We start from the raw sequence: 20,715 nt of genomic DNA on the forward strand, positions 1-20,715 counted from the left end.
CTCAGTCGTTTGCAAACCTGATAAGACTGTCATTTATGTTTACTCCCCAGGAAATATCCATCCATACCTTTTTTATTTCCTTACTGAGAGTATCAGTCTCCTTTCTTGACATGAGCTTTATTGAATCATGTAAGGTCATCCCCGTCTCGTTAGTACTGGCCAGTTTTTTCAAAAGGTCAGGAATATTTTGTTCCAGTTTCTTCTTGCGCCGGTTTTTCTTTTCATAGAATATTGTCAGGGGTACAACTGTTGCAAAAAATCCAAATACAAGATAATCGTCAATAAAATCAATTATCCCGGAGGGTAATCCACCATCATTCATATTGAGCAGGAGAGGAATTATTATTATGCATGCACCAATGGGGCCAGTTATAAACAGTGTATATTCGGGCTTTTCAAGCATTGGCTTTAAAGGATTCCTTATATATTCCTTATATTGGAGCCCTTTCTTTGATTTGATGAAACTTTCAAAATATCCGCGTTTTTGTACTTTGTCTTCATTTTCTTCTATAACTTCCCCGTTTTCGTCATAAACCGGCTGGAGGTGTAGAGGTACTTCGGGGATTCCATGATCATATGTATCATTGGTCTTGAGTAACTTTGGTTCCCCTAGTTCGCCAGGTGTTATTATGCTGATCATAACAACAAACATGAGGGAACCGATGGGTAGGACAGCATATATGATTGCATATACCATTGATTTTGAGCCGGAGCCCATTATTATCATCATAACTCCCATAATTATTATGAACAGTGGGCCGGCCACAAATGCGGTTACATATGATTCAGAAAGCAATGCCAGTGTTTCCAGGAAACCTTTCTGGTCCACCATACTTTTCTGCAAATACTGGTCTGATTTATCCTGGAAATATTTTGCAATATCTCCTCCACTATCTATTATTGTAACAAGATTGTATATCAAATCCTGAAACCTGTCTGAAGGGGTAGTGCTGGATATATTTGTCAGTGCGGTTCTGATGTCGTGGCCGAAATATTCCATATCCTTCACAATGGTATCGACTTCGACAGCCACTTCCCCATAGGTATCTTCCGCTTTTGCAAGGGATTTGAATACATCCAGGATATTCATCCCCCCTCTTGTTAATGCGTACATAAAAGTTACTGCATAGGGGAGTTGTTGATCTATATTATTTTTCCTCTCGCCAGCCTGGAATGCAGGATACAACATGAAAAGAACATAAGTTATACCTCCCAGTACAAGTGTCAGGAAAACTACAATAAAAAAGCCTATTATAATATCCCTGTAGGCCAGCAACCATGCAAACGATGAATTGACCTGGATGCCGGTGAGCTGATCGGGTAATCCTATGATCGTGAAAATAAGATAAGCAAATAAAAGTCCCAGCAAAGATCCCAAAAACCCGGCAACAACAGAATAAAATATCCCTGCTGATACATACATCTCATAAGACACAGGAATTCGTGCCTGTTTGAGCTGGAGTTGGAGGTTTGAATACCTGTCCCCCTTTTCCTTAACTTTCTCTCCCAGAAGGGCAAAAGGAATTTTTTTAGCAAGATCAAAAAGTATTAGGCCATAACCATTCTCTGAATTGCTTGTTCCATTTAACTTGAAACGTGTTTTCAGATGTTTGGAAGAGTTTATTATTTTTTGTTTGAACGATATTTTATTGGTTTGAGGCGGGAGGGATGCTTTATTGACAGGATCGGTAGATTCCTCGGTTGCATTAGGCTCAACTGTGGCGTCATTTTCTCCAGTTTGTGCTCCATCCAAGTTTATCCCACCATTTTTCATTTATCCATTCCAAACCTGGCAAGGGTCTTTTCAGGTGTTGCCTGGTACTCTTTAATGATGGCAGCAATCTCTTTGAAATCCCGGATACCATTGTCCAACATATATTCAAGTATATTTTGCCGGGTTTGCAGTTCTCGCTTTATATCTTCTTCTTTCCAGCCCCTTTGTAGCTTTATATCGTTCAATACCTTGGATTTACCCGTATGTCTGAAGGAATCAGTAGATGAATCCCACGTAAATATGTCGTTGGTTCGAATATTGCGGGTATTTGGATCTATATCGGTGATCTCCACAAGTTTCAGGTTCCTCCTGACACGTTTGCCTGCTGAAAATGTCTGTGCCTGAATACTCATTATGTCAAGGGCCTGAATCATATTCCTGGGTACACTTATAGGAGGATTCTCCAGCCTGTGAATTGCCGATGACACAGAATCAGCATGCATCGTGGAAAATGTGGTGTGGCCTGTAGACATTGCCTGGAACAACGTCAGTGCTTCTTTGCCCCTCACCTCACCTACCAGCAGGTACTCGGGTCTCTGTCTCAAAGCCGCCTTCAACAGGTCGTACATATCAACAGCTCCCCTTTCGTCTGCTGTAAATGAATCCCTGGTAACTCCCGGTATCCAATTAATATGCGGCAATTTAAGTTCCCTTGTATCCTCAAGGGAAATGATTTTTGCCTTCTCAGGAATGAATAGGGAGACTGCATTCAATGATGAAGTCTTACCTGAAGCCGTGCCTCCTGCATATATAAGGCTCTTATTATTTTCAATACACAGCCACAGGTACGCCATTCCTGCCGAAGAAAAGGTGCCCCACTCAAGAAGGTCAATTGGTGTAATAGGAGTTTCACTGAATTTACGGATGGTGAAGGTACTGCCGTGAGTGGTTACAGTTGTACCCAGAGTCATCTGGATACGGGATCCATCAGGTATTGTGGCATCTATCATTGGCTCGGCTACAGATATATGTTTACCACTTTTTTGAGCAAGCTGGATTATAAAAGAATTGAGTTCATCTTCATCAAAATAGATATTAGTGGAAATATTGGTATACTTTTTGTGGTAGAGAAAAACAGGCTTATCATGCCCGTTACCTGATATGTCTTCTATTCCATCGTCATACATCAGTGGATCTATTTTTCCCAGTCTGACAAAATCCCTTTTTATATAATAAATGATTTTTCCCAACATAAGGGGGGTAAATTTAATAGCATAATCCTTAAGGATGATCAGTATTTTTTCTTCCAGTATCTTTTCTTTATCCGCCAGCCTGTCAATATTTTCCACGAGTAAAACATCACGCAAACGATCTTTAATCTCTGTAAGGAAGATTTCTTCAAATTCATCTAATTTTGGTTCAACTATCTGGTACAGATAATCATTGAGGGGTTCATTATAAAGAATGACGACAAAACAAAATGGCTCATCAAGCCAATACCTCTCAATTTCTTCATAATTTGCTATCCCTTCAAAATATGTAATGGGACCATGGATAGCAGGGTCATACTGTTCGATTGGTTCTATTTCTCTTTCAAGGAGATTACGTATTTTCTGGACGAAATTAATATTTTTGAAACTTTTTTTTATTTTAGTTTGTGAATCAGCCTCTTCGCCTGATTCTTTATTTTCCTCCTCCGGTTCATCCTCCAGTAAATTTTCCGTTTCATCATTTTCAGTAGGATCTTGAGATAAGGAAGTCTTCACCATTGCGCTGTTATTTAGAACTTCAGAGTCATCGGTTTCAGTTGTTTTTTCCTGCAATTCTCTTATATTTTTTTCAGTATTATCGCTTTCTGGAGGGGGAGAAAATATATTTGGTAAATCCTCTTTAGAATTGGAAGTATTTGATTCTCCGCCGAATAGTTTTCTTTGTTCTTCATTGTTTTCATTTGCAGATGGATTTTCTCTACGTATGGTTTTTTCACCTTTGGAAGGTGTGAAAATAATTTCATCCTTTTTTTTCTTTAACAAACAAGGTATCTTTTTGAGAAGATTTTTCTTTTTTATGGAAGGAGCCGGGTTTGAAAAGTTTTGGTTCAATTACTCCTGATTCTTCTTGCTTGCCAGTGGATGAGTTTTTATTGTTCTTTGAAAGTTCTCCCTTGCTTGAATAATCCAATCCCCTTTTTACGGAATCTTCATCACTCATTTTGTCACCGGAAATTAATTATTATTTATGGGTATTATGGGCCTAAATGCAGCGTACATATATATCAGTAATAATATTATAATCATTATTATAGTTATGGATAATATTCTCCTTGTGCCTATCCATGAAAAACATTAAATCTTAGATACCCATTACTTTCCAAGCATACAGACCAACTTTACGGAAGATCCCCATGCCCATTATAACACTGGATTATGAAGACCTTGAGAAACTTACAGGTACTGACCGGGATAGAATAATAGATAGGGTTCCCATGATCGGAGCAGATATCGAACGTATTGAAGACAAATCCATTGATATCGAATTCTTCCCCGACCGTCCCGATCTATATAGTGTCGAAGGTGTTTCCAGAGCAATGCGGGGTTTTATGGATATTGAAAGAGGGCCTGTAAAATATGATATTAACGATTCAGATGTTGAAATATCTCTGGATGACAATATAAAGAATATCCGTCCTGTGCTTGCTTGTGCGATTGTCCGCGGAGTCAAATTCACCGAATCCTCAATAAAATCCCTGATGGATCTGCAGGAATCCCTGCATTGGGGATTGGGTAGAGACCGTAAGAAAGTGTCAATCGGGGTTCATGACCTCTCCGGACTCAAACCACCTTTCAAGTATATTGGTGCTGACCCATCAGTGGAATTTATTCCTCTTGATTTCACCGAACCCATGAACCTGGCAGACATCCTCGAAAAACATCCAAAGGGCACACGTTTTGCCCATCTTCTTAAAGGCTATTCAAAATATCCCCTTATACTTGATGCTGATGATCAGGTGCTTTCCTTCCCGCCTATAATTAACGGAACACTAACTATGGTGGACAAAAATACCACCGATCTTTTCATAGATGTAACAGGTCTGAGTGGCGAAGTTTATACAGCCCTCAACATTGTTGTGTCTGCACTAGCCGATCGTGGAGGCAGGATTGAATCTGTTAAGATTAATTATCCCGATGAGGAATCAAAAATCACTCCTGATCTCTCGCCGGAAAAACGTATTATTTCAATGGATGAAGTGAAATCCCTTGTTGGTATGGACTTCACATCAGAGGAAGTAGCAGGCCATTTGAGAAGAATGCGTTATGCAGCATCACCTGCAGGCACCAATGAAGTGGAGATAGAAATTCCTCCCTACAGGGCAGATATCCTGCATAATTATGACATAATTGAAGACATTGCAATTTCGGTAGGTTTTGACAATATTGAGGCAATATTCCCATCTACTTCCACAAGCGGAGAGGCACATCCCCTTTCCCTGATGCAGGATAATATCAGGGAGATAATGGTGGGGCTGGGATATTCTGAAGTAATGCCATTCACTCTTACCAGTGAGAAGGTGCATTTTGATAATATGAGGAGGTCTCATACAGAAGATGTGACACCTGTAATGCATCCTATCAGTGAAGACCAGACAATGATACGCACGACCCTCCTGCCCAACCAGCTGGAAATTCTCTCCATGAACCAGCATCATGAACTGCCTCAGCGCATATTTGAGGTCGGTGAGGCAATAGTAAATTGTGCAAATAAACTGCATCTGGCAGCTACGTCTATCCATGCACTGGCAAATTTCGAGGAAATAAGAGAAATTGTTGATTCAATGATGATGGAGCGCAATGTTCCCTATTCAGTCAAGGCATCAGAAGATCCTGCATTTATTGAAGGCAGGAGAGCAGATATTCTTGTAAATGGTATAAAAGTAGGTGTGATGGGAGAAATTCATCCGCAAGTCATACTCAATTTCGGGCTTGGACAACCGGTTGTAGGTTTTGAAATAAACCTAGATGAATAACTAACTGATATTCAATTACTATTTAAAAAAGAACGGGCCCGCCGCGATTCGAACACGAGTCAATGGGTATCTTCGCACCTTTCTAGGTAACATCGAAGCCCATCAGGATATCCTGGCTACCCCACGGGCCCGCAGGAAGCAGCCTTATCATAGTGATAACGTCTATTAAACTTTTCTATAGCGGCATTTAGAACTGATACGATATTGCAACAATACAGCAACCACTATAAGCATCAATCCAAAAATTTTTTTGAAATATTTTCTGGAAAGGGTTTCAAGATTCCATTTTGAAGTATACATAATCCGGGAGCCAAACTGGCTTCCAACCAGTGAGGCAGTCGCAAATAGAATCATTGTAGTACCAGAAATTTCTATATTGTTGAGATGGGAGATCAGGCCGGACAGTGAAGAGATCATTACAATTAGCGATGACGTGGCAGGTNATTCCATTTTGAAGTATACATAATCCGGGAGCCAAACTGGCTTCCAACCAGTGAGGCAGTCGCAAATAGAATCATTGTAGTACCAGAAATTTCTATATTGTTGAGATGGGAGATCAGGCCGGACAGTGAAGAGATCATTACAATTAGCGATGACGTGGCAGGTGCCTCCCTTATCCCGTATCCAAGACTAAGAAGCAGAGGCACCACGAAGTTCCGCCCCCGATACCCAGCATTCCCGCAGATATCCCTACCCCAATACCCACAAGTGACCCCAAAAACAGTCTCCTGTGGGTTGCTGGTTCTGATATGTATGCTTGTTTTTTGCCATTAATGAGCATGCTTAATCCGACAAGAACGATTACAACACTGAAAATAAAGAGAATTGTTTCCTCAGAAACTCTCATGCCAATATGTGTTCCAATCGGTGCTCCGATTACGGAAAAGATAAGGAAAGGAATTGCAGTATGAAAATCTATCATTTTCTTTTTCAGGTATGTAAATGAAGCTGAACCGGCTGTGGTCACATTGAGTAGAAGGGCAAGCGGATTGCTATTCTCAGGTCGATACCAATCCAGTAAAAAAGGGGTACATATATTACTGCTCCTCCAATTCCCAATAATGCAAAAATGGAGGAAAGTCCCAGGATAAGGAGTGCAAGAAGAAAGGGATCTACAGCCATTATATCTTACTTATCCTTTACCTTATATGCATGGTAGTTTTTTTAAATAATGTTTCGAAGTATCTCTTCATCGTCTTCAATGCTTATGAAATTGACTTTCTGGTCCTCAAGTTCATCTATGGGCATTTTCAAACCACGGTGTGATGACAAAAGTAATCAAAATACCAAATACCATGACTATGCCACCCAATTGTATGGTAGTGGTAGTTGAAATTACCCAATATAGAGCATCTACAGGATTATAAAACTGCGTTTGTCCTTCGTAATTTACCAGCAAAAGGAAGATGATCGTATATATGATTACCACTCCCAGGGAAATACCCAGGTAATGGTACAGTGATCGTCTCCACATGGCCGGTAATTTCATTTTCGTCCATCCTGTGTTTAGAAACCATGAACTATGTAAGGTCCGAATATCATCAGGACAAAGGACAATATGATTAGGATTGTAAATGTGCCTGCTATGGTTCCTGCAAGAGTGGTTGACTTGATTTCATCCCCTGTAAACCGTTTGAGGAACGACTGGAGGTAATCCCTGAATACATGCCCTCCGTCCAGTGGGACAGCCGGAAGGCAGTTGAATAGACCTACATAGAAGTTCAGCCATCCAATCCAAAGAAGGCTGTTGGCAATCCAGAACACTCCTACACCGAGAGGTTCGCCCCATCCAACAGGTTCATAGAACTGGGCAAGAGTACCACTAAACCCGGGGAATCCTTCTCCTGCAAATCCTATTATTGGCAAACCTAACAGAATGACCCAGCCAGCTACGCCTGTAAGCATAGAAGGCAGGCCTTTGAGCATATCCAGATAGTCATGGGCGGGATACTCGCCGATCGAAAGTCCTACAGGTATATTTTTTACTCCATCTGTGCCATAATAAACTCCCAAAAACCCTTTTTCGGAAGTGCCATCAGGATGTTGCCCCAGTGTCAGAGTGTATATTTTACTTTCTCCCTCAGTTGTCTTTATCTCTATTTCCACTTCCTGGCCGGCAGTTGTGGTATTCATGAAATTGACAAATTCTTCAGGGGTTTGGGTGGTAACATTATTGATGGATAGTAAAAACATCCCTTTTTCAAGGTTACTTCTTTCTGCAGGTGAACCATCTACAATATCATTGATATATATCCCAAAATCTCCGGTATCCTGCTTGCCGGTTACTTTCAGTTCATACTCTCTTATCTCTCGGTCCTTGGCTGCTTTCAAGGTGACCGTGGAACCTGTTTCTGTTTTGTTCAAATAGGCTACAACGTCATTGGCATAACGTATTTCCCTGTCATCGATGCCGGTAATTACCATTCCCTTTTCAATACCTGCAATATCAGCTACAGAGTCTTCTGTAACATCCACGACCATTGTGTCGCTCATAGGAGCTACAGCCCCCAAAACAGGTCCGAAAAAGAGGACAAAAGCAATCAGGGCCACTGCAAAATTGGACATCACTCCGGCGGCCAGGATGCGTGCACGCTGGTTTCTGGTGGCCTTTTTTTCATTTATTACAGGACTTCCAAATTCGTCTTTCCCTTCACCGAAAAGTTGCTCCTCATCGGGTTCAGCAAATCCTCCAATAGGCACCAGGGCAAAAAGTATTCCCATGGATTTTACCCTGATATCTTCTACCCTGGCAAGAATGGCATGGGCAAATTCATGAACCACAAGTGTTACTACCAGGGCAATGATGCCCCAGGTAAGCGGGATAAATTCGTTGACACCGGGAATCAGGAACACATTGCGTGCCTCGTTGAATTTACTGGGTTGAGGCATTGCATTTTCTGTAAGGGAAGCAATAAGCGCGATATCTGAAAGAATGACAATAAAAAGCATGGCAAACATACCTATGAACATTAGCACAATGCCGGTATTTGCAAATACTCTCCAGTAACGGCGGGGTTTTGCAAGTTTATCCAGAAGAGCCAGCCCCCTGACAGTTCTGATCATGAGTACGGGGCCGTATGCGGATATGTTGTACTTTTCCAGTACACCCTTTTTATTAAGATAGGCAACTGCAGCCCAGTATACTAAAAATATCGCCAATATGAGGTTAGTAGTGTCCACTTGAATTCTCCGAAGGATTATGCCAGTGATGATTAGATGGTTCAATTAATATCTTTTTATATTAAAATCAAATGGGCAGAGGATAATGTTGATTGCTATGCAATAAATCATATATTGTCGGGATATACGCCAAATTGTTGAGTGAAGTTGAGCTGGTCTACTTCTTCCCAGTCCTCGGCAATCTTTTCACCCTTTACCCTGCTTATGGTTATGCCCGAAAAACTAACTTTGCGGTTTGTGGGAAATACACCCTGAAATGCTCTTTTATGGGTTCCTTCTGCTTTCCAGCGTGTAACAACCTTATCATTTTCAGATATTATATCTTCTATTTCAAAATGAAGGTCTGGAAGGGCATGATGTATGGCACCCATGAATTCCTTGAGATTTTCCCGATCCAGTTTTTCTCCGCCATAATGCATCAGATAATCGTCAGTACAGTGCTTATCTACCATAACAGGACTCCAGCCTTCTCTGGCGACTTTCAGTACGATTTCTTTGTTTTTATCAGGAGAGCCACAGATTTGCTCATCGTTAGTCTCATTTTTTCCCATCGTTAGTAATAGACAGGGTTTATATTTAAAAAGTTTATTTCACGAAAATTGCAGCTTATCCGGTAGTATCAGTATATGTCAGGTACAATTGGTTCTGACCTGTGGTTCTGTGATATATTTATTCTATATACTCGGTATATTATATTGTAGAAGTATAAATGCAACAGAGGATTGATTGTAAATTCTGGAAGAGTAAGGCGGGGGTACTTGGGCTTAGAAACACAAAGTCCCGAATTGTATGGTTTGCACCTGTTTTACAACACCTCTGCCTTCTTCCAATTACTGAAATTCATTCATTCATTCATGATTATTGAAACCTTGGGCCATCCACATCTGCATCATTATTGTAGCCACGTCTTTCCCAGAATCCTTCATAATTATCATCGTCCGTCACCTCGATCCCGGTAATCCATTTGGCCCATTTGTAACCATATTTTCCTCTGCTACAAGTTGCAGGGGAAAACCTCTTTCCTGGGGGAGAGTGACGTTGTTAAGTTTGTAGGCAACGATAATATTGTTATCAATCAGGTAATCCAGGGAAAGGGATGTAGAATAACCGTTTTTTGAATAGAAAATAACAGTATTCGCCCCTGCACTGAATCCTGCTTCTTTCAGGAGGGTTTCCACCGGTACACCGGTCCACAGAGTGCTGTAAAGCGCCAGCCTTCTACACAGTCAAGCGGTACAACCCTGGAAACGGCCGGGTAGGAGGCGAGCTGCTCATAACTTATATTTTCAGTTTCATTTACCATCCCACTGATTTTGAGTGTGTAGGTATCTCTATCAATATACTGGGTTCCCTTGATGCCATTGTTGCGCTGCTCTTCAATAGGTGTAAGTTGACCACCTTCATATTCCAGTATTTCTGTCTCATTGTCCTGCACACCACTTTCTGTTTCCTGCGGTGTGTTGGAAATGCAGCCTGTTGTAAGCACTATAATGATAAAAAAAAAAGGAATATTGGATGTTTCATGAAACCACCTCTATATATGGAATTTGGAACTTATTGCAATAAAAATGTACTCTTTAGTGCACCTATTGGAATGGCTAGCAAGTTGTCGGTGTTGTCTCAATTACAAATTTCCTGCGATAGATTTATAAAAAATCGTGTTATTTAGACGTTGCATATTCTGGTTGCAGAGAAATGTCAAACCAGATCTGCAATAAAAAGTGTGCGAGAGTAGCCAAGCGGCCAACGGCGATGGACTCAAGATCCATTCTCGTAGGAGTTCGTGGGTTCGAATCCCCCCTCTCGCACCAATCAATCTATTTTCAGGTAACTTATCAATTGCTACATATATTACCATGCTTATTTACAGATATCAATTGATTATTTCATATTCACAGGTGATCTTTCTTGGAATCAGGAATTAAACATGAAGATATTGTGGAAGCAACTATCTCAGCCATACAAAGGGCAGAAACTGAATTGCCGGATGATGTGGTTGCTTGTCTGGAAAATGCTGAACAGAGGGAGAGCAATGAGATCGCACGCTCTCATTTAAAGGCAATACTGAAAAATACAGGGATTGCTCGCAGGCATTCTGTGCCCATATGCCAGGATACCGGAATTATCATCCTTTTTGTGGAAATCGGCCGCAAAATCTCACCCCTTCCAGATATTGAACAAGCTCTTATTGAGGGGGTCAGGAAAGCCACATCTGCCGTACCTCTTAGGCCCAATGCCGTACATCCTCTGACACGCATTAATAGTGCAGACAATACCGGAGATGGGTTGCCGGATATAAAATATTATTTTAATGACTCAGAAGAACTGAGGATCACAGCCGTTCCCAAAGGAGCAGGCTCGGAAAATATGAGCATACTGAAAATGCTTAATCCCACAGAAGGTCATTCAATCGACCGGCTTGTCCTTGAAACTATCAGGGATGCCGGGGGAAAGCCCTGCCCGCCTGTGATCCTTGGCATTGGTGTTGGTGGGTCATTTGACAAAGCCGCCCTGCTTGCCAAGAGCGCTTTGCTGGAGCAGGTAAATGACATGGATGAAAAAGAACATGCTCTGCTGAAAAAAGTCAATTCCCTGGGAGTTGGTCCCATGGGAACAGGTGGCGATACGACGGCTCTGGCGGTACATATCAGGACCGCTCACTGCCACACCGCTTCCCTGCCCTTGGCTATCAATATCCAGTGCTGGGCCAACAGGCATGCTACAGCTGTTGTTGGAGGTGATGGCAAATGGAATATCATCTGAAAACCCCTCTTTCCATCGAGGACATAGAATCCCTGCGCATTGGTGATGTAGTTTACATATCAGGCAATGTTTTCACAGGCCGGGATGAGGCTCATACACGTATCCTGGAAACTCCTCTGGATAATATGCCCGTTGATCTGGAAGGAGCCGCTATCTATCATTGCGGTCCCCTTATGCAGGAAAAGCAATCTGGAATATGGGTACCTGTGGCTGCCGGTCCGACCACCAGTGCACGGATGTCCGCAATGACCCCCCAACTTCTGGAAAAGCACAATGTGAGAATGTTGATAGGAAAGGGCGGGATGGACAATGTCGCCGATTCAATGAAAGGAAAATGTGTCTATCTTGCCTATACGGGAGGATGTGCTGCACTGGCTGTCAATTCCATAACAAAGGTTTGTGATGTCCACTGGCTTGATCTGGGTATGCCAGAAGCAGTATGGGTACTTGAAATGGATGAATTCGGCCCTCTGATTGTGGGAATAGATACTGAGGGAGAAGACCTTTTCTGGAATATCAGGGAAAAGGTAAACGAAAATCTTGAAAAGGCTCTCAGATAAGGAAGGTGAAAGTGGCCCATGCTATGATGGTCAAGCAATAAGGAGTATTTTAAACCTGCTGACACCTGTCCCTCACGGTGCAAATGTATAATTTGAGGCCACGTTATTACCCAATAAATATTATATTTATTATATATTAAAATTTGTTTTCCTGCAGAAGTTTATATAGCTTTTTCGATATACGACTCCATTAAGATTTTCCTTTGAATTAAGATACATGAATATTATAATTTGATTAAACAAAATCCTCTTGAAAACTTAAATAAGTTATCAATGCAATATAGTACAAAACTCATATAAGGTGTAAAAATGGAACTTAAAGTCCAGCCAATCGATATCAAAGTCGGAAAATACAAAATTATACTTAACTCCATAGATGCTAAAGAACTGGGTGTTTATGAAGGAGACCGGGTTCGTGTAACAGGGCATGTTACAGTTACAGCAATTGTGGATTTTACTGAAGATATGATATCTCCCGGAATGATCGGACTGTATCACGAAGTTAAAGAAAAGCTCCAGAGGGAATGGACTGAAATTGTAGAGGTCGAACCTGCAGAGAAACCCAAATCTGCACGATTGATCCGCAAAAATATGGATGGGGAAAAACTTGTTCAGGAAGAGATATATGGCCTTGTCAAAGATATTGTGGAAGAGAACTTGAGTGAGATCGAACTAGCTGCTTTCCTGACATCCACTTATATAAATGATATGACGGATAACGAAACCGAATGGCTTACCCGGGCGATGATAGATACAGGAGAAAAACTTGAATTTGCGAAGGGCCCGATAATGGATAAGCATTCTATCGGAGGAGTGCCGGGCAATAAGATTTCTCTTCTGGTAGTACCAATTGTAGCAGCTAACGGATTATTAATACCAAAAACAAGTTCCCGTGCAATTACAGGTGCAGGGGGAACATCCGATCTTATGGAAGTTCTGGCACCGGTTGAATTTTCCGCTTCTCAGGTAAAGGAAATGACAGAAAAGGTTGGAGGTGTTCTGGTATGGGGTGGTTCAACCAACATAGCTCCTGCAGATGACAAACTTATCAAAGTAGAATACCCTCTCTCCATTGATCCACACTGTCAGCTCTTAGCATCAATAATGGCTAAAAAGGGAGCTGTTGGTGCTGAGAATGTGGTTATTGACATACCCACCGGTCCCGGAACCAAGATTGTAAACGTGCAGGAAGGTAGAAAACTTGCTCGTGATCTTATCAATCTGGGTGAGCGCCTCGGAATGAATGTGGATTGTGCCCTTACCTATGGTGCTTCTCCGATTGGTCGAACTGTGGGACCGGCACTTGAAGTACGAGAGGCTCTCAAGGTGCTGGAAACAGGCGAAGGACCTAACAGTCTGATCGAAAAAAGTATGGTTCTTGCAGGAATGCTGCTTGAGATGGGGGGAGTGGCTGCCCGTGGCCAGGGTAATGAACTTGCCATGGAAACCCTTAAAAATGGCAAAGCTCTTGCCAAATTCCGGGAAATAATAGAAGTACAGGGCGGCAATCCCGATGTGACTTACAAAGATATTACTGCTGGTGAGCATACAGCTGAGATAACCGCACCTGCAAATGGATATGTACTTGAATTCAAGAATAAGAGAGTGGTGCAGATTGCACGGCTTGCCGGTGCACCCAATGATAAGGGAGCGGGTGTGCTGATTCATAAGAAACAGGGAGAACCGGTCAAAAAAGGTGAACCCGTTCTTACCATTCATGCAGAAAAGAAAAATAAACTGGAAACAGCTCTGCAGAATGCCCAAAGAGATTCCCCTATAGTGGTTGAAGGTATGCTACTTGAACGAGTACAATCCTTTAAGGAAGTGTAAAGCGGCCATTACGCTTTAATACCCTTTTTCCTATTTTTGCCCATGAAAAGAATTGTAATACTGCGTCTGGGACACAGGCCTCAAAGAGATAAACGTATCACAACCCACGTGGCTCTTACAGCAAGGGCTTTCGGTGCTGAAGGGATACTCCTTGCAAGTAACGATCCCTCTATTACCCGGAGCGTGACCCAGATGTGCCAACGCTGGGGAGGAGAATTTTATATCCGTAATGATGTAAAATGGAAGACCGAGATTAAAAAATGGAAATCAGAAGGCGGAAAGGTTTGCCATCTTTCAATGTATGGTATCAATCTTCCAGATGCCGTTGCGTCTATGCAGGGATGTGAAAAACTCATGATCGTTGTCGGGGCGGAAAAAGTCCCTTTTGAGGTCTATGAACTGGCTGACTGGAATGTTGCTGTGGGTAACCAGCCTCATTCAGAAGTGGCTGCTGTAGCCGTTACTCTGGACAGGATTGCAGAAGATGAGCCCTTGAAGAATGAATTTAAAGATGCACAACTTCATGTTGTACCAATGGATCGCGGGAAGAAAGTAATCGAAAATTCCTGATTCAGTCTTCCTTTTTCTCTTTGACCTCGGCACCCCTGTATATCTTATTGCGCTCGTATCCACCAAACCCCCTGTGTTTGCGATCCCTTTTTCTGGATGATTCTGCAAGCATGTCTTCCAGTTCTTCATCCGATATTTCATCTGAATCTATATTCTCACCTCAGCAAGTGCGTATCAGGGGATTGTGGTCAATAAATTCGGTGTCGATACCCAGGTCATTTTCCAAACGGGTTGCAAGGGCTTGCATTGCAGGATTTTCGGTGGCATAATGGGTGGCATCCACCAGCAGCATATCCGCAAAATTGCGTATTACATCATGTTTAAGTTCAGAGGATACATAGGCATCTACCTCCATTGAATTCGCAATATCAAGGAAAGGTCCTTTAAAGCCACTTCCACCAAAAACCATCACTTTTCCAATCATTTCTTTTTCGCCAACATACTGTAGAGGGGTGTCCAGAGATCTGGACACATGGTTGATGAAAACATCCCTTGAGACAGGATCCATTTCTCCTATACATCCCATGTCCAGTTTCTCAATATTTTTAAGACCCAGCTTTTCAGCAAGGATGTCATTCACTCCTCCTTCTGCACGGTCATAGTTGGTATGCATTGCATAGAGGGAAATATTGTTATCCAGCGCGATCTTCAGGTGTTTTGCCAGGTTGCAGGATATTGAATTAATCGAATGGAATAATAAAGTATGGTGTGTAATGAGCAGGTCTGCTCCGATATCTGCTGCCCGGTTAAGTGTGTATTCGGTAGGATCCAGAGCCACAGCTATTCGATTAACTTCATTTTTCAGGTCCATCGTCAATCCAATCCTGCCTTCATCAAATTCTTCTGCCAGTTCAGGAGGTGCAATTACCTCCAATTTTCTTACAATTTCTGAAAGGTTCATATTTCTGAAATTAATTTGTCCCAATATCAAACTGTCGGGTTTTAAATCGATAACTTTTTATTGATATGTAAGCATGTACATAACGCATAGGAAATAGCCGATTGTCTCTGTCGGAAAAAACACTGGCCGAATAGATGTTACTTCTCTTAAAAATCGTTACATGCATCATTTATCGGTAGTCTCCAAACCTTTCTGTCTATTCGGAAAGTGTTATTCTATGCGCCTGGCAAAATAAGGAATGTCCAGGAATTTTTATACACTTAGGATTTGAAATACTGGCGTAAATTAAAGGTTGGTTTAGTATGATAGAGTATTTTGAACATTACTTGCAGGAGGACTGTCCTTACGGGGATGAAACCACAGAATTGCTTCAGATAAATGGTGAAGGTACCCTGAACATTCTGTCACGGGATGAGGGAATTGGAGCATGTGCCGATGATCTGGAACAATTCTACAAAAAGAAAGGACTGGATGTGACCTACAGAGTTGAGAATGGTGAATATTTTGAAGGAGGAGCTGTAATATTCTCTGCACAAGGAAACCTCGGAACGTTGTTCAAACTCTGGCGTATCTCCCAGACTTTCCTTTCAATAGTATGTGCGATTGCAGCGCGGACCCACAATTTCGTAGAAGCTGCAAGAAAAGAAAATCCAGATATAATGATTGCCACAAGTCGCAAAACCCATCCTGGATTCAGAAAATATGAATTAAAGGCAGTAAAGGTAGCTGGAGGAACACACCACCGCAATTCTTTGAGTGATTCCATTCTTGTGACACAGAATCATCTGGATGTAGCAGATTCTTTTGAGAATCTCAAGGCAGTGAAAAAAATAGAAATAGAACCACGTGATAATGACGAAGCACTCAAATACGCTGAAATTGCCGATGTCCTGTTACTTGATCATTATTCTCCCGAAGAGATGGCTATGATTGTTAACAAACTTAAAACAATAAATCCAGGAATTGAGATTGCTGTGGGTGGTATTAAATCGGATGAGATTCCACAATATGCTCCTTATGTGGATATTATTGTCTCCACTGCACCTTATTATGCTCAACCTCTTGATCTGACCACCAGAATTGAAAGAATGTAAGGTGTTCCGATGGATGATATACTAACCAGATTGATTGACAGGCTTGCTAAAGAAAATGCTGATACTTTTCCTGAAAGCATTGTAGATGAAATATCTCTGGGAGTGGTTTACAGTGGTGCCAGAATTGGTATCCACGGCGGTGTTGCTGCAACTCAGATTCCTCAATCAACCCACTGTGAGACCCTTCCATCCGCAGGTAAAATTCATAATAACCCTTTGCCGCGGGTTCTTGAGATGGGTAAATCATCCAATTCCCTAAAAAGAACAGTGGCGACCAGTGCACTCAATGCTTTCATCAAAAAGACCGGGGATGAGATTTCTTCTTACGAATCGTCAGATACCAGTGTATTGGATATTATAAAAAATAATGATAGTGTAGCAATGGTGGGCCATTTTGCCCCCATGATTCCAGGTATATTAAAAAAAGCCTCAACCCTTTATGTGGCGGAAAAAAGGCCAATTAAAGATGAAAGGATAACCATTGTACCTGAGGAAGAGCTGAAAGAAACAATAGCATCATCAGATGTTGCTATAATCACAGGTACCACTCTTTTGAACAACTCCCTTGATCCTCTGATGGAATCAGTAAGCCAGGCATCTAACTCTATTCTGCTTGGTCCTACTACGCCCCTTTACCCGGACCTTTTCTTTGAGCAGGGATTTACTGCTGTAATGGGTACAAGAATCGATGATACGCCAACAATGCTAAGAATAGTTAGCCAGGCTGGCGGGACAAAACAGATTCACAAAAACTGTGGCACAAAGATATCCTTTGTACAGTAAATATTAGATCAATCGCTCAGGATTGGAATAGATGTAAAGATTGGGCCTGCGTGCAAATCCCACAAGTGTCATATTATTTTGCCTTGCAAGCCTGATTCCCTGGTCCATTGGTGCAGCTTTACTCACCATCAGTGGAATGCTTGCATTAACGCCTTTTCCTACCATTGTAACTGATAACCTGCCAGAAGTTGCCATTATGCAGTTATCAAGTTTCACACCCTCCAGTGCAGCTTTACCAATTGCTTTATCAACTGCTGATGCCCGGCTTACATCTTCACAAAAGGTGAGGATTTCTCCTTCAGAGGTGGCTATCACAGTAGAATGTGCCCCGCCAGTACGCCTCCAGATTTTACCCTTTTCAAAAATATGGTCGATAAGATCGAACAGGGTATTGCTTTTAACCCTCATTTCAGGGTTAGGAGTGGTCTTATCTAAGGATGATGGTTTTGTTTTGCAGAACAACTTATTTTTATCTATTACAATAGAAGTTATCTGGTTAACGTTTGCAATGTGGCCTTCACATAGGAGGTGGCCGGCAGCCATTTCCTTAAGTTGTCGGGGGCTTGCCAAAAAAGAAGATATGAAGTTGCCATTGAGGAAAACCTCATACATTTTCTCAATAACAACATCTACATTGATTTTTTTTGGAGAAGCATCTCCTTTCACTTCGATACACTGGATGGGAATGTAAGGAGCGGTAGTATCCCGCTCCTCCTCTTTCCACGTAATCTCTGTATCCGGTTTATTATCGAAGTGCCAGTCTGCTTTACTCATGTTTAGCTCTTCATTTCCTTTACCTTCGCAAAGAGCTGCTTGAGGGTATCCTCATTGCTTTCTGTGAAGTCAAAAGGAGAGGTTGTGAAGGGCTTGAAGTAAACGGACACATTGTCCAGCCTGTAGAATGTACCATCACATTCCATGGCATCAATTACGCCGGGCAGTATTACATCCGCTGCAGTTGGTGTTGGGCCTGGAGCAATGTCTATGCATACCATTGGAATTTCTGCAAGATAGGATGCACAGTCTGCCGGAGTATGTGCCATAAGGTCGGCACCTACAACCATTGCCGCATCCGTGTCCTTTTCCCTGAGAATATCCACACAGGTGGTCTCACCTGGGTTGTACCTGGGGTAGCCGCGTGTGAAATCAAGACCGAAGGGATAACCGTAGAGATAGGATGCAACCATGTTAAATCCTGCAACATTGCAGTGACCACGAAGAGCACCTATACAGGCTTTCGTCCCGTGATTGTTGTTCAGCTCTTTTATCACGTTAAGTGCCATTTCGATGTTGCGGTGTTTACCGTATGATGAACTGACACCCAAACCAACAGAGAAACTGGCAAAGTTGGCATCGAGGATCATGTCCACCATTTCCTCCATGATGGAGATTGGTACACCAGTAATTTTTTCAACGGAGTGGTGAGGCTCTTTCCCGTTAAGGATTGTCAAAAGAGCATTGAACAATTCATAATCACTGTTGGGGTTGAGCTGGACATGAAGGTCTGAAGCATCGGCTGTAGGGGTTCTTCTTGGATCCACAGTAATAACTTTCCTGTCGAAACGTCCTCTCTTTGTCCAGTAACCTCTGGGGAAAATACCATACTTGGACATATGCCTGGGCATGGATTCCAGCGGGTTGGTACCCCAGTAGATGTTTACATCACTGCGGTTCTTTTTGGTACCTGCTGTAGCAGCGGCACATCCTGCTTCCTGGATACCCATTACAGTTGGGCCGTGACAGATTGTCGCATTGGAGTCTACTGTTCCACCAAGATATTCACCGATATGCAGGCCTACTTCCTGTGCTTCACAGGAGGTTTCACTTCCCATAAAGAGCATGGGTTTTCTTGAAGCAGTGAGAATTTCTGCGGCCTTTGTCAGGGCTTCCTCCCAGCTAACTTCCACGAATTCCCCGTCCTTTTTTACCATGGGTTTCCTGATACGGTGGTCGCTTACGACCTCCTGGAACTTTGCATTCCCCATCTTACATGCGTTCTTGACAGTGATGCTGTTATCTTTCAGTTCAACCTGTACATCATCACATGAAGCACCACAGACGGGACAGAATATGTTCTTGAACATTTCACTTACCTCCTGCATATACTTTCAATACGATATCCTCGGCTGTGAGAACCTCCTCGTCAGTGGGCTCTATATCTACAGGACTGCCTTTATAGAGGGGTGATCCTGTGGAGAAGGTGTGCGGGTCGATTACCACGTTGGACCAGATAGCACGGGGCATGAATATGTTACCGCACATCACCCTGTCAGTGCATCTTGTGTATACAGCTACGGTATGCTTACCATCCATGCTGGTTACTTTCACCTTTTCAGGACATCCCAGTTCTTCAAAATCCAAGGGGGAGATCCAGCACAGGGCACATTCCTTCATATAACCTTCGGAATATTTTTCGCCACCTTTGGCGAATTGTCCTTCGTAAATTGTACTTCCGGTATTTAGTAATGCTTTCATAATATCACCTCAGAGCTCCAGGTTTGCTTCTTTGCCAGCATACAGGACCCCTTTTGGTTTTTTGGATATGGCAAAGTCACCTGTGAATTTTTTGAATACTCCGCCACATTCGATGTCTTCGAAACAGAGATCATATTGCTCGTCTTCATACTGCATACCGGGAGTGAAATTGGTAATATGACCTTCGACCACAATGGTCCCACCGCTCATTTCGGCACCAATTGCACGTATAGCATTTCCTCTGATGACAATAAGACCACCGGACTGGCGTATACCACAGAAATTTTCGGCATTACCATTAACAATGATCTCACCGCCTGTTAATCCTCCGCCGATCTGGCTCTGGGCATTTCCGTCAACAACGATGCGTCCACCACTCATTCCGTTCCAGCTGCCGCGGTAGGCACATCCCAGGTGATCGATTGTGTTACCCTTAATATGGAGCAAACCACCTTTCATTTCGGTTCCTGCCCAGGAATCTGCATCCCCTTCCACGACAATTTCGCCGCCTTTCATTTCCGCTCCGACTTTCAGGCTGGTGGAACCCTGTATAGTGATTTTGCCGGCGGTCATTTCCGCTCCGATCATTTTCACACGGGCTACATCACCTTTGATCATAATGAAAGTTTCTTCAGCAGAGCTTCCACCCTGACCTTTCACATCAAAGAAGTTCTTTAAAGGTAGTTGGTCCGGTCCCTGCCAGACAATCAACTGCTCAATTTCTTCCTTGCTCTTGCCTGCAAACTCATCTGGCTTGATTACATCGGCTTCGATCTTAATATCAATTTCAGTGTTTGGTGTAAGTACTACCTCTGTCATGA

At 42.4% G+C, this 20,715-nt stretch carries 22 protein-coding genes, 2 tRNA genes and 1 pseudogene; 8 read left to right on the forward strand and 17 right to left on the reverse strand.

The window, feature by feature from the left end:
* Position 1: 1 nt before the first annotated feature.
* The 3 genes from C9889_RS09365 to C9889_RS09375 are packed head-to-tail and all read right to left on the reverse strand — an operon-like array spanning position 2 to position 3,925.
* Positions 2-1,753: a type II secretion system F family protein gene (locus tag C9889_RS09365; RefSeq protein ID WP_225420064.1), complete on the reverse strand. Its 1,752-nt coding sequence runs from the start codon at positions 1,751-1,753 to the stop codon at positions 2-4.
* A 17-nt stretch (positions 1,754-1,770) separates the two neighbouring features.
* Complete coding sequence (locus C9889_RS09370; RefSeq protein WP_225420065.1) at positions 1,771-3,747, reverse strand: type II/IV secretion system ATPase subunit; 1,977 nt, start codon at positions 3,745-3,747, stop codon at positions 1,771-1,773.
* Positions 3,725-3,925, reverse strand: a complete 201-nt coding sequence (locus tag C9889_RS09375) for a hypothetical protein (RefSeq protein WP_129599067.1) — start codon at positions 3,923-3,925, stop codon at positions 3,725-3,727. Before C9889_RS09375 ends, C9889_RS09370 begins: the two co-directional genes overlap by 23 nt.
* Before the next feature lie 193 nt (positions 3,926-4,118).
* Here C9889_RS09375 and pheT point away from each other — a divergent pair, with 193 nt between their 5' ends.
* On the forward strand, positions 4,119-5,738 hold the full coding sequence (gene pheT / locus C9889_RS09380) for a phenylalanine--tRNA ligase subunit beta (RefSeq protein WP_129599069.1): 1,620 nt from the start codon (positions 4,119-4,121) through the stop codon (positions 5,736-5,738).
* A 33-nt stretch (positions 5,739-5,771) separates the two neighbouring features.
* On the opposite strand, the gene C9889_RS09385 is transcribed toward pheT, so the two are convergent.
* The 9 genes and pseudogenes from C9889_RS09385 to C9889_RS11505 form a co-directional block, all read right to left on the reverse strand.
* Positions 5,772-5,869: transfer RNA gene (locus C9889_RS09385), tRNA-Arg, on the reverse strand.
* A gap of 34 nt (positions 5,870-5,903) precedes the next feature.
* Positions 5,904-6,188, reverse strand: a complete 285-nt coding sequence (locus tag C9889_RS09390; protein ID WP_129599072.1) for a sulfite exporter TauE/SafE family protein — start codon at positions 6,186-6,188, stop codon at positions 5,904-5,906.
* Positions 6,161-6,774: pseudogene (locus tag C9889_RS10590) on the reverse strand (sulfite exporter TauE/SafE family protein). Before C9889_RS10590 ends, C9889_RS09390 begins: the two are co-directional and overlap by 28 nt.
* Complete coding sequence (locus tag C9889_RS10595) at positions 6,702-6,860, reverse strand: hypothetical protein (RefSeq protein ID WP_225420066.1); 159 nt, start codon at positions 6,858-6,860, stop codon at positions 6,702-6,704. The pseudogene C9889_RS10590 and the gene C9889_RS10595 overlap by 73 nt, the downstream one beginning before the upstream one ends.
* A gap of 112 nt (positions 6,861-6,972) precedes the next feature.
* A complete protein-coding gene (locus C9889_RS09405; protein WP_129599076.1) occupies positions 6,973-7,227 on the reverse strand; it encodes a hypothetical protein in 255 nt (84 codons plus the stop codon).
* Between the two features lie 17 nt (positions 7,228-7,244).
* Entirely contained in the window at positions 7,245-8,918 is a 1,674-nt protein-coding gene (locus C9889_RS09410) for a site-2 protease family protein (RefSeq protein ID WP_129599078.1), read from the reverse strand.
* Positions 8,919-9,025: 107 nt separating this feature from the next.
* The gene (locus C9889_RS09415) at positions 9,026-9,469 is read right to left on the reverse strand and encodes an ester cyclase (RefSeq protein WP_129599081.1); all 444 of its coding nucleotides are present in this window, start codon (positions 9,467-9,469) and stop codon (positions 9,026-9,028) included.
* Between the two features lie 390 nt (positions 9,470-9,859).
* A complete protein-coding gene (locus C9889_RS09420; protein ID WP_394342238.1) occupies positions 9,860-10,096 on the reverse strand; it encodes a molybdopterin-dependent oxidoreductase in 237 nt (78 codons plus the stop codon).
* Positions 10,081-10,404 carry a molybdopterin-dependent oxidoreductase gene (locus C9889_RS11505; protein WP_394342239.1) on the reverse strand — a complete coding sequence of 108 codons (324 nt, stop codon included), beginning with the start codon at positions 10,402-10,404 and terminating at the stop codon, positions 10,081-10,083. The genes C9889_RS09420 and C9889_RS11505 overlap by 16 nt, the downstream gene beginning before the upstream one ends.
* Before the next feature lie 239 nt (positions 10,405-10,643).
* Here C9889_RS11505 and C9889_RS09425 point away from each other — a divergent pair.
* The 5 genes from C9889_RS09425 to C9889_RS09445 all read left to right on the forward strand — a co-directional run bounded on the left by C9889_RS09425 (position 10,644) and on the right by C9889_RS09445 (position 14,641).
* Positions 10,644-10,729, forward strand: a tRNA-Leu gene (locus C9889_RS09425).
* A 97-nt stretch (positions 10,730-10,826) separates the two neighbouring features.
* The gene (locus C9889_RS09430) at positions 10,827-11,681 is read left to right on the forward strand and encodes a fumarate hydratase (RefSeq protein ID WP_129599084.1); all 855 of its coding nucleotides are present in this window, start codon (positions 10,827-10,829) and stop codon (positions 11,679-11,681) included.
* Positions 11,666-12,241, forward strand: a complete 576-nt coding sequence (locus C9889_RS09435) for a FumA C-terminus/TtdB family hydratase beta subunit (protein WP_129599087.1) — start codon at positions 11,666-11,668, stop codon at positions 12,239-12,241. Before C9889_RS09430 ends, C9889_RS09435 begins: the two co-directional genes overlap by 16 nt.
* A gap of 309 nt (positions 12,242-12,550) precedes the next feature.
* Complete coding sequence (locus C9889_RS09440; protein ID WP_129599090.1) at positions 12,551-14,071, forward strand: AMP phosphorylase; 1,521 nt, start codon at positions 12,551-12,553, stop codon at positions 14,069-14,071.
* Between the two features lie 42 nt (positions 14,072-14,113).
* Entirely contained in the window at positions 14,114-14,641 is a 528-nt protein-coding gene (locus C9889_RS09445) for a tRNA (cytidine(56)-2'-O)-methyltransferase (RefSeq protein WP_129599093.1), read from the forward strand.
* A 160-nt stretch (positions 14,642-14,801) separates the two neighbouring features.
* Here C9889_RS09445 and C9889_RS09450 read toward each other — a convergent pair whose 3' ends face one another.
* Positions 14,802-15,542 (reverse strand): Nif3-like dinuclear metal center hexameric protein, encoded by a 741-nt coding sequence (locus C9889_RS09450; RefSeq protein WP_129599096.1) that lies wholly within the window; start codon positions 15,540-15,542, stop codon positions 14,802-14,804.
* Between the two features lie 302 nt (positions 15,543-15,844).
* On the opposite strand from C9889_RS09450, the gene C9889_RS09455 reads away from it, so the two are divergent.
* Together C9889_RS09455 and C9889_RS09460 are read left to right on the forward strand one after the other, a co-directional pair.
* The gene (locus C9889_RS09455; RefSeq protein WP_129599098.1) at positions 15,845-16,636 is read left to right on the forward strand and encodes a beta/alpha barrel domain-containing protein; all 792 of its coding nucleotides are present in this window, start codon (positions 15,845-15,847) and stop codon (positions 16,634-16,636) included.
* 9 nt (positions 16,637-16,645) lie between these two features.
* A complete protein-coding gene (locus C9889_RS09460; protein WP_129599101.1) occupies positions 16,646-17,419 on the forward strand; it encodes a DUF364 domain-containing protein in 774 nt (257 codons plus the stop codon).
* A 3-nt stretch (positions 17,420-17,422) separates the two neighbouring features.
* On the opposite strand, the gene C9889_RS09465 is transcribed toward C9889_RS09460, so the two are convergent.
* The 4 genes from C9889_RS09465 to C9889_RS09480 are packed head-to-tail and all read right to left on the reverse strand — an operon-like array spanning position 17,423 to position 20,713.
* Positions 17,423-18,193, reverse strand: coding sequence for a formate dehydrogenase accessory sulfurtransferase FdhD (locus C9889_RS09465; protein ID WP_129599104.1), 771 nt, complete (start codon positions 18,191-18,193; stop codon positions 17,423-17,425).
* 2 nt (positions 18,194-18,195) lie between these two features.
* On the reverse strand, positions 18,196-19,503 hold the full coding sequence (locus tag C9889_RS09470) for a formylmethanofuran dehydrogenase subunit B (RefSeq protein WP_129599107.1): 1,308 nt from the start codon (positions 19,501-19,503) through the stop codon (positions 18,196-18,198).
* 1 nt (position 19,504) lies between these two features.
* Positions 19,505-19,894: a molybdopterin dinucleotide binding domain-containing protein gene (locus C9889_RS09475; RefSeq protein ID WP_129599110.1), complete on the reverse strand. Its 390-nt coding sequence runs from the start codon at positions 19,892-19,894 to the stop codon at positions 19,505-19,507.
* Positions 19,895-19,903: 9 nt separating this feature from the next.
* Positions 19,904-20,713: a formylmethanofuran dehydrogenase subunit C gene (locus C9889_RS09480; protein WP_129599112.1), complete on the reverse strand. Its 810-nt coding sequence runs from the start codon at positions 20,711-20,713 to the stop codon at positions 19,904-19,906.
* Positions 20,714-20,715: the final 2 nt, after the last annotated feature.

The organism is Methanohalophilus profundi, assembly GCF_004137855.1.
GTDB classification, from domain to species: domain Archaea; phylum Halobacteriota; class Methanosarcinia; order Methanosarcinales; family Methanosarcinaceae; genus Methanohalophilus; species Methanohalophilus profundi.

Excerpts from the sequence above, each read along its gene's own strand:
- C9889_RS09475 (WP_129599110.1), bottom strand. The coding sequence starts at position 19,894 with ATGAAAGCATTACTAAATACCGGAAGTACAATTTACGAAGGACAATTC.
- C9889_RS09455 (WP_129599098.1), top strand. The coding sequence starts at position 15,845 with ATGATAGAGTATTTTGAACATTACTTGCAGGAGGACTGTCCTTACGGG.
- C9889_RS09435 (WP_129599087.1), top strand. The coding sequence starts at position 11,666 with ATGGAATATCATCTGAAAACCCCTCTTTCCATCGAGGACATAGAATCC.
- C9889_RS09470 (WP_129599107.1), bottom strand. The coding sequence starts at position 19,503 with ATGTTCAAGAACATATTCTGTCCCGTCTGTGGTGCTTCATGTGATGAT.
- C9889_RS09445 (WP_129599093.1), top strand. The coding sequence starts at position 14,114 with ATGAAAAGAATTGTAATACTGCGTCTGGGACACAGGCCTCAAAGAGAT.
- C9889_RS09405 (WP_129599076.1), bottom strand. The coding sequence starts at position 7,227 with ATGAAATTACCGGCCATGTGGAGACGATCACTGTACCATTACCTGGGT.
- C9889_RS09375 (WP_129599067.1), bottom strand. The coding sequence starts at position 3,925 with ATGAGTGATGAAGATTCCGTAAAAAGGGGATTGGATTATTCAAGCAAG.
- C9889_RS09415 (WP_129599081.1), bottom strand. The coding sequence starts at position 9,469 with ATGGGAAAAAATGAGACTAACGATGAGCAAATCTGTGGCTCTCCTGAT.
- C9889_RS09480 (WP_129599112.1), bottom strand. The coding sequence starts at position 20,713 with ATGACAGAGGTAGTACTTACACCAAACACTGAAATTGATATTAAGATC.
- C9889_RS09465 (WP_129599104.1), bottom strand. The coding sequence starts at position 18,193 with ATGAGTAAAGCAGACTGGCACTTCGATAATAAACCGGATACAGAGATT.
- C9889_RS09460 (WP_129599101.1), top strand. The coding sequence starts at position 16,646 with ATGGATGATATACTAACCAGATTGATTGACAGGCTTGCTAAAGAAAAT.
- C9889_RS09450 (WP_129599096.1), bottom strand. The coding sequence starts at position 15,542 with ATGAACCTTTCAGAAATTGTAAGAAAATTGGAGGTAATTGCACCTCCT.
- C9889_RS10595 (WP_225420066.1), bottom strand. The coding sequence starts at position 6,860 with ATGGCTGTAGATCCCTTTCTTCTTGCACTCCTTATCCTGGGACTTTCC.
- pheT (WP_129599069.1), top strand. The coding sequence starts at position 4,119 with ATGCCCATTATAACACTGGATTATGAAGACCTTGAGAAACTTACAGGT.
- C9889_RS09440 (WP_129599090.1), top strand. The coding sequence starts at position 12,551 with ATGGAACTTAAAGTCCAGCCAATCGATATCAAAGTCGGAAAATACAAA.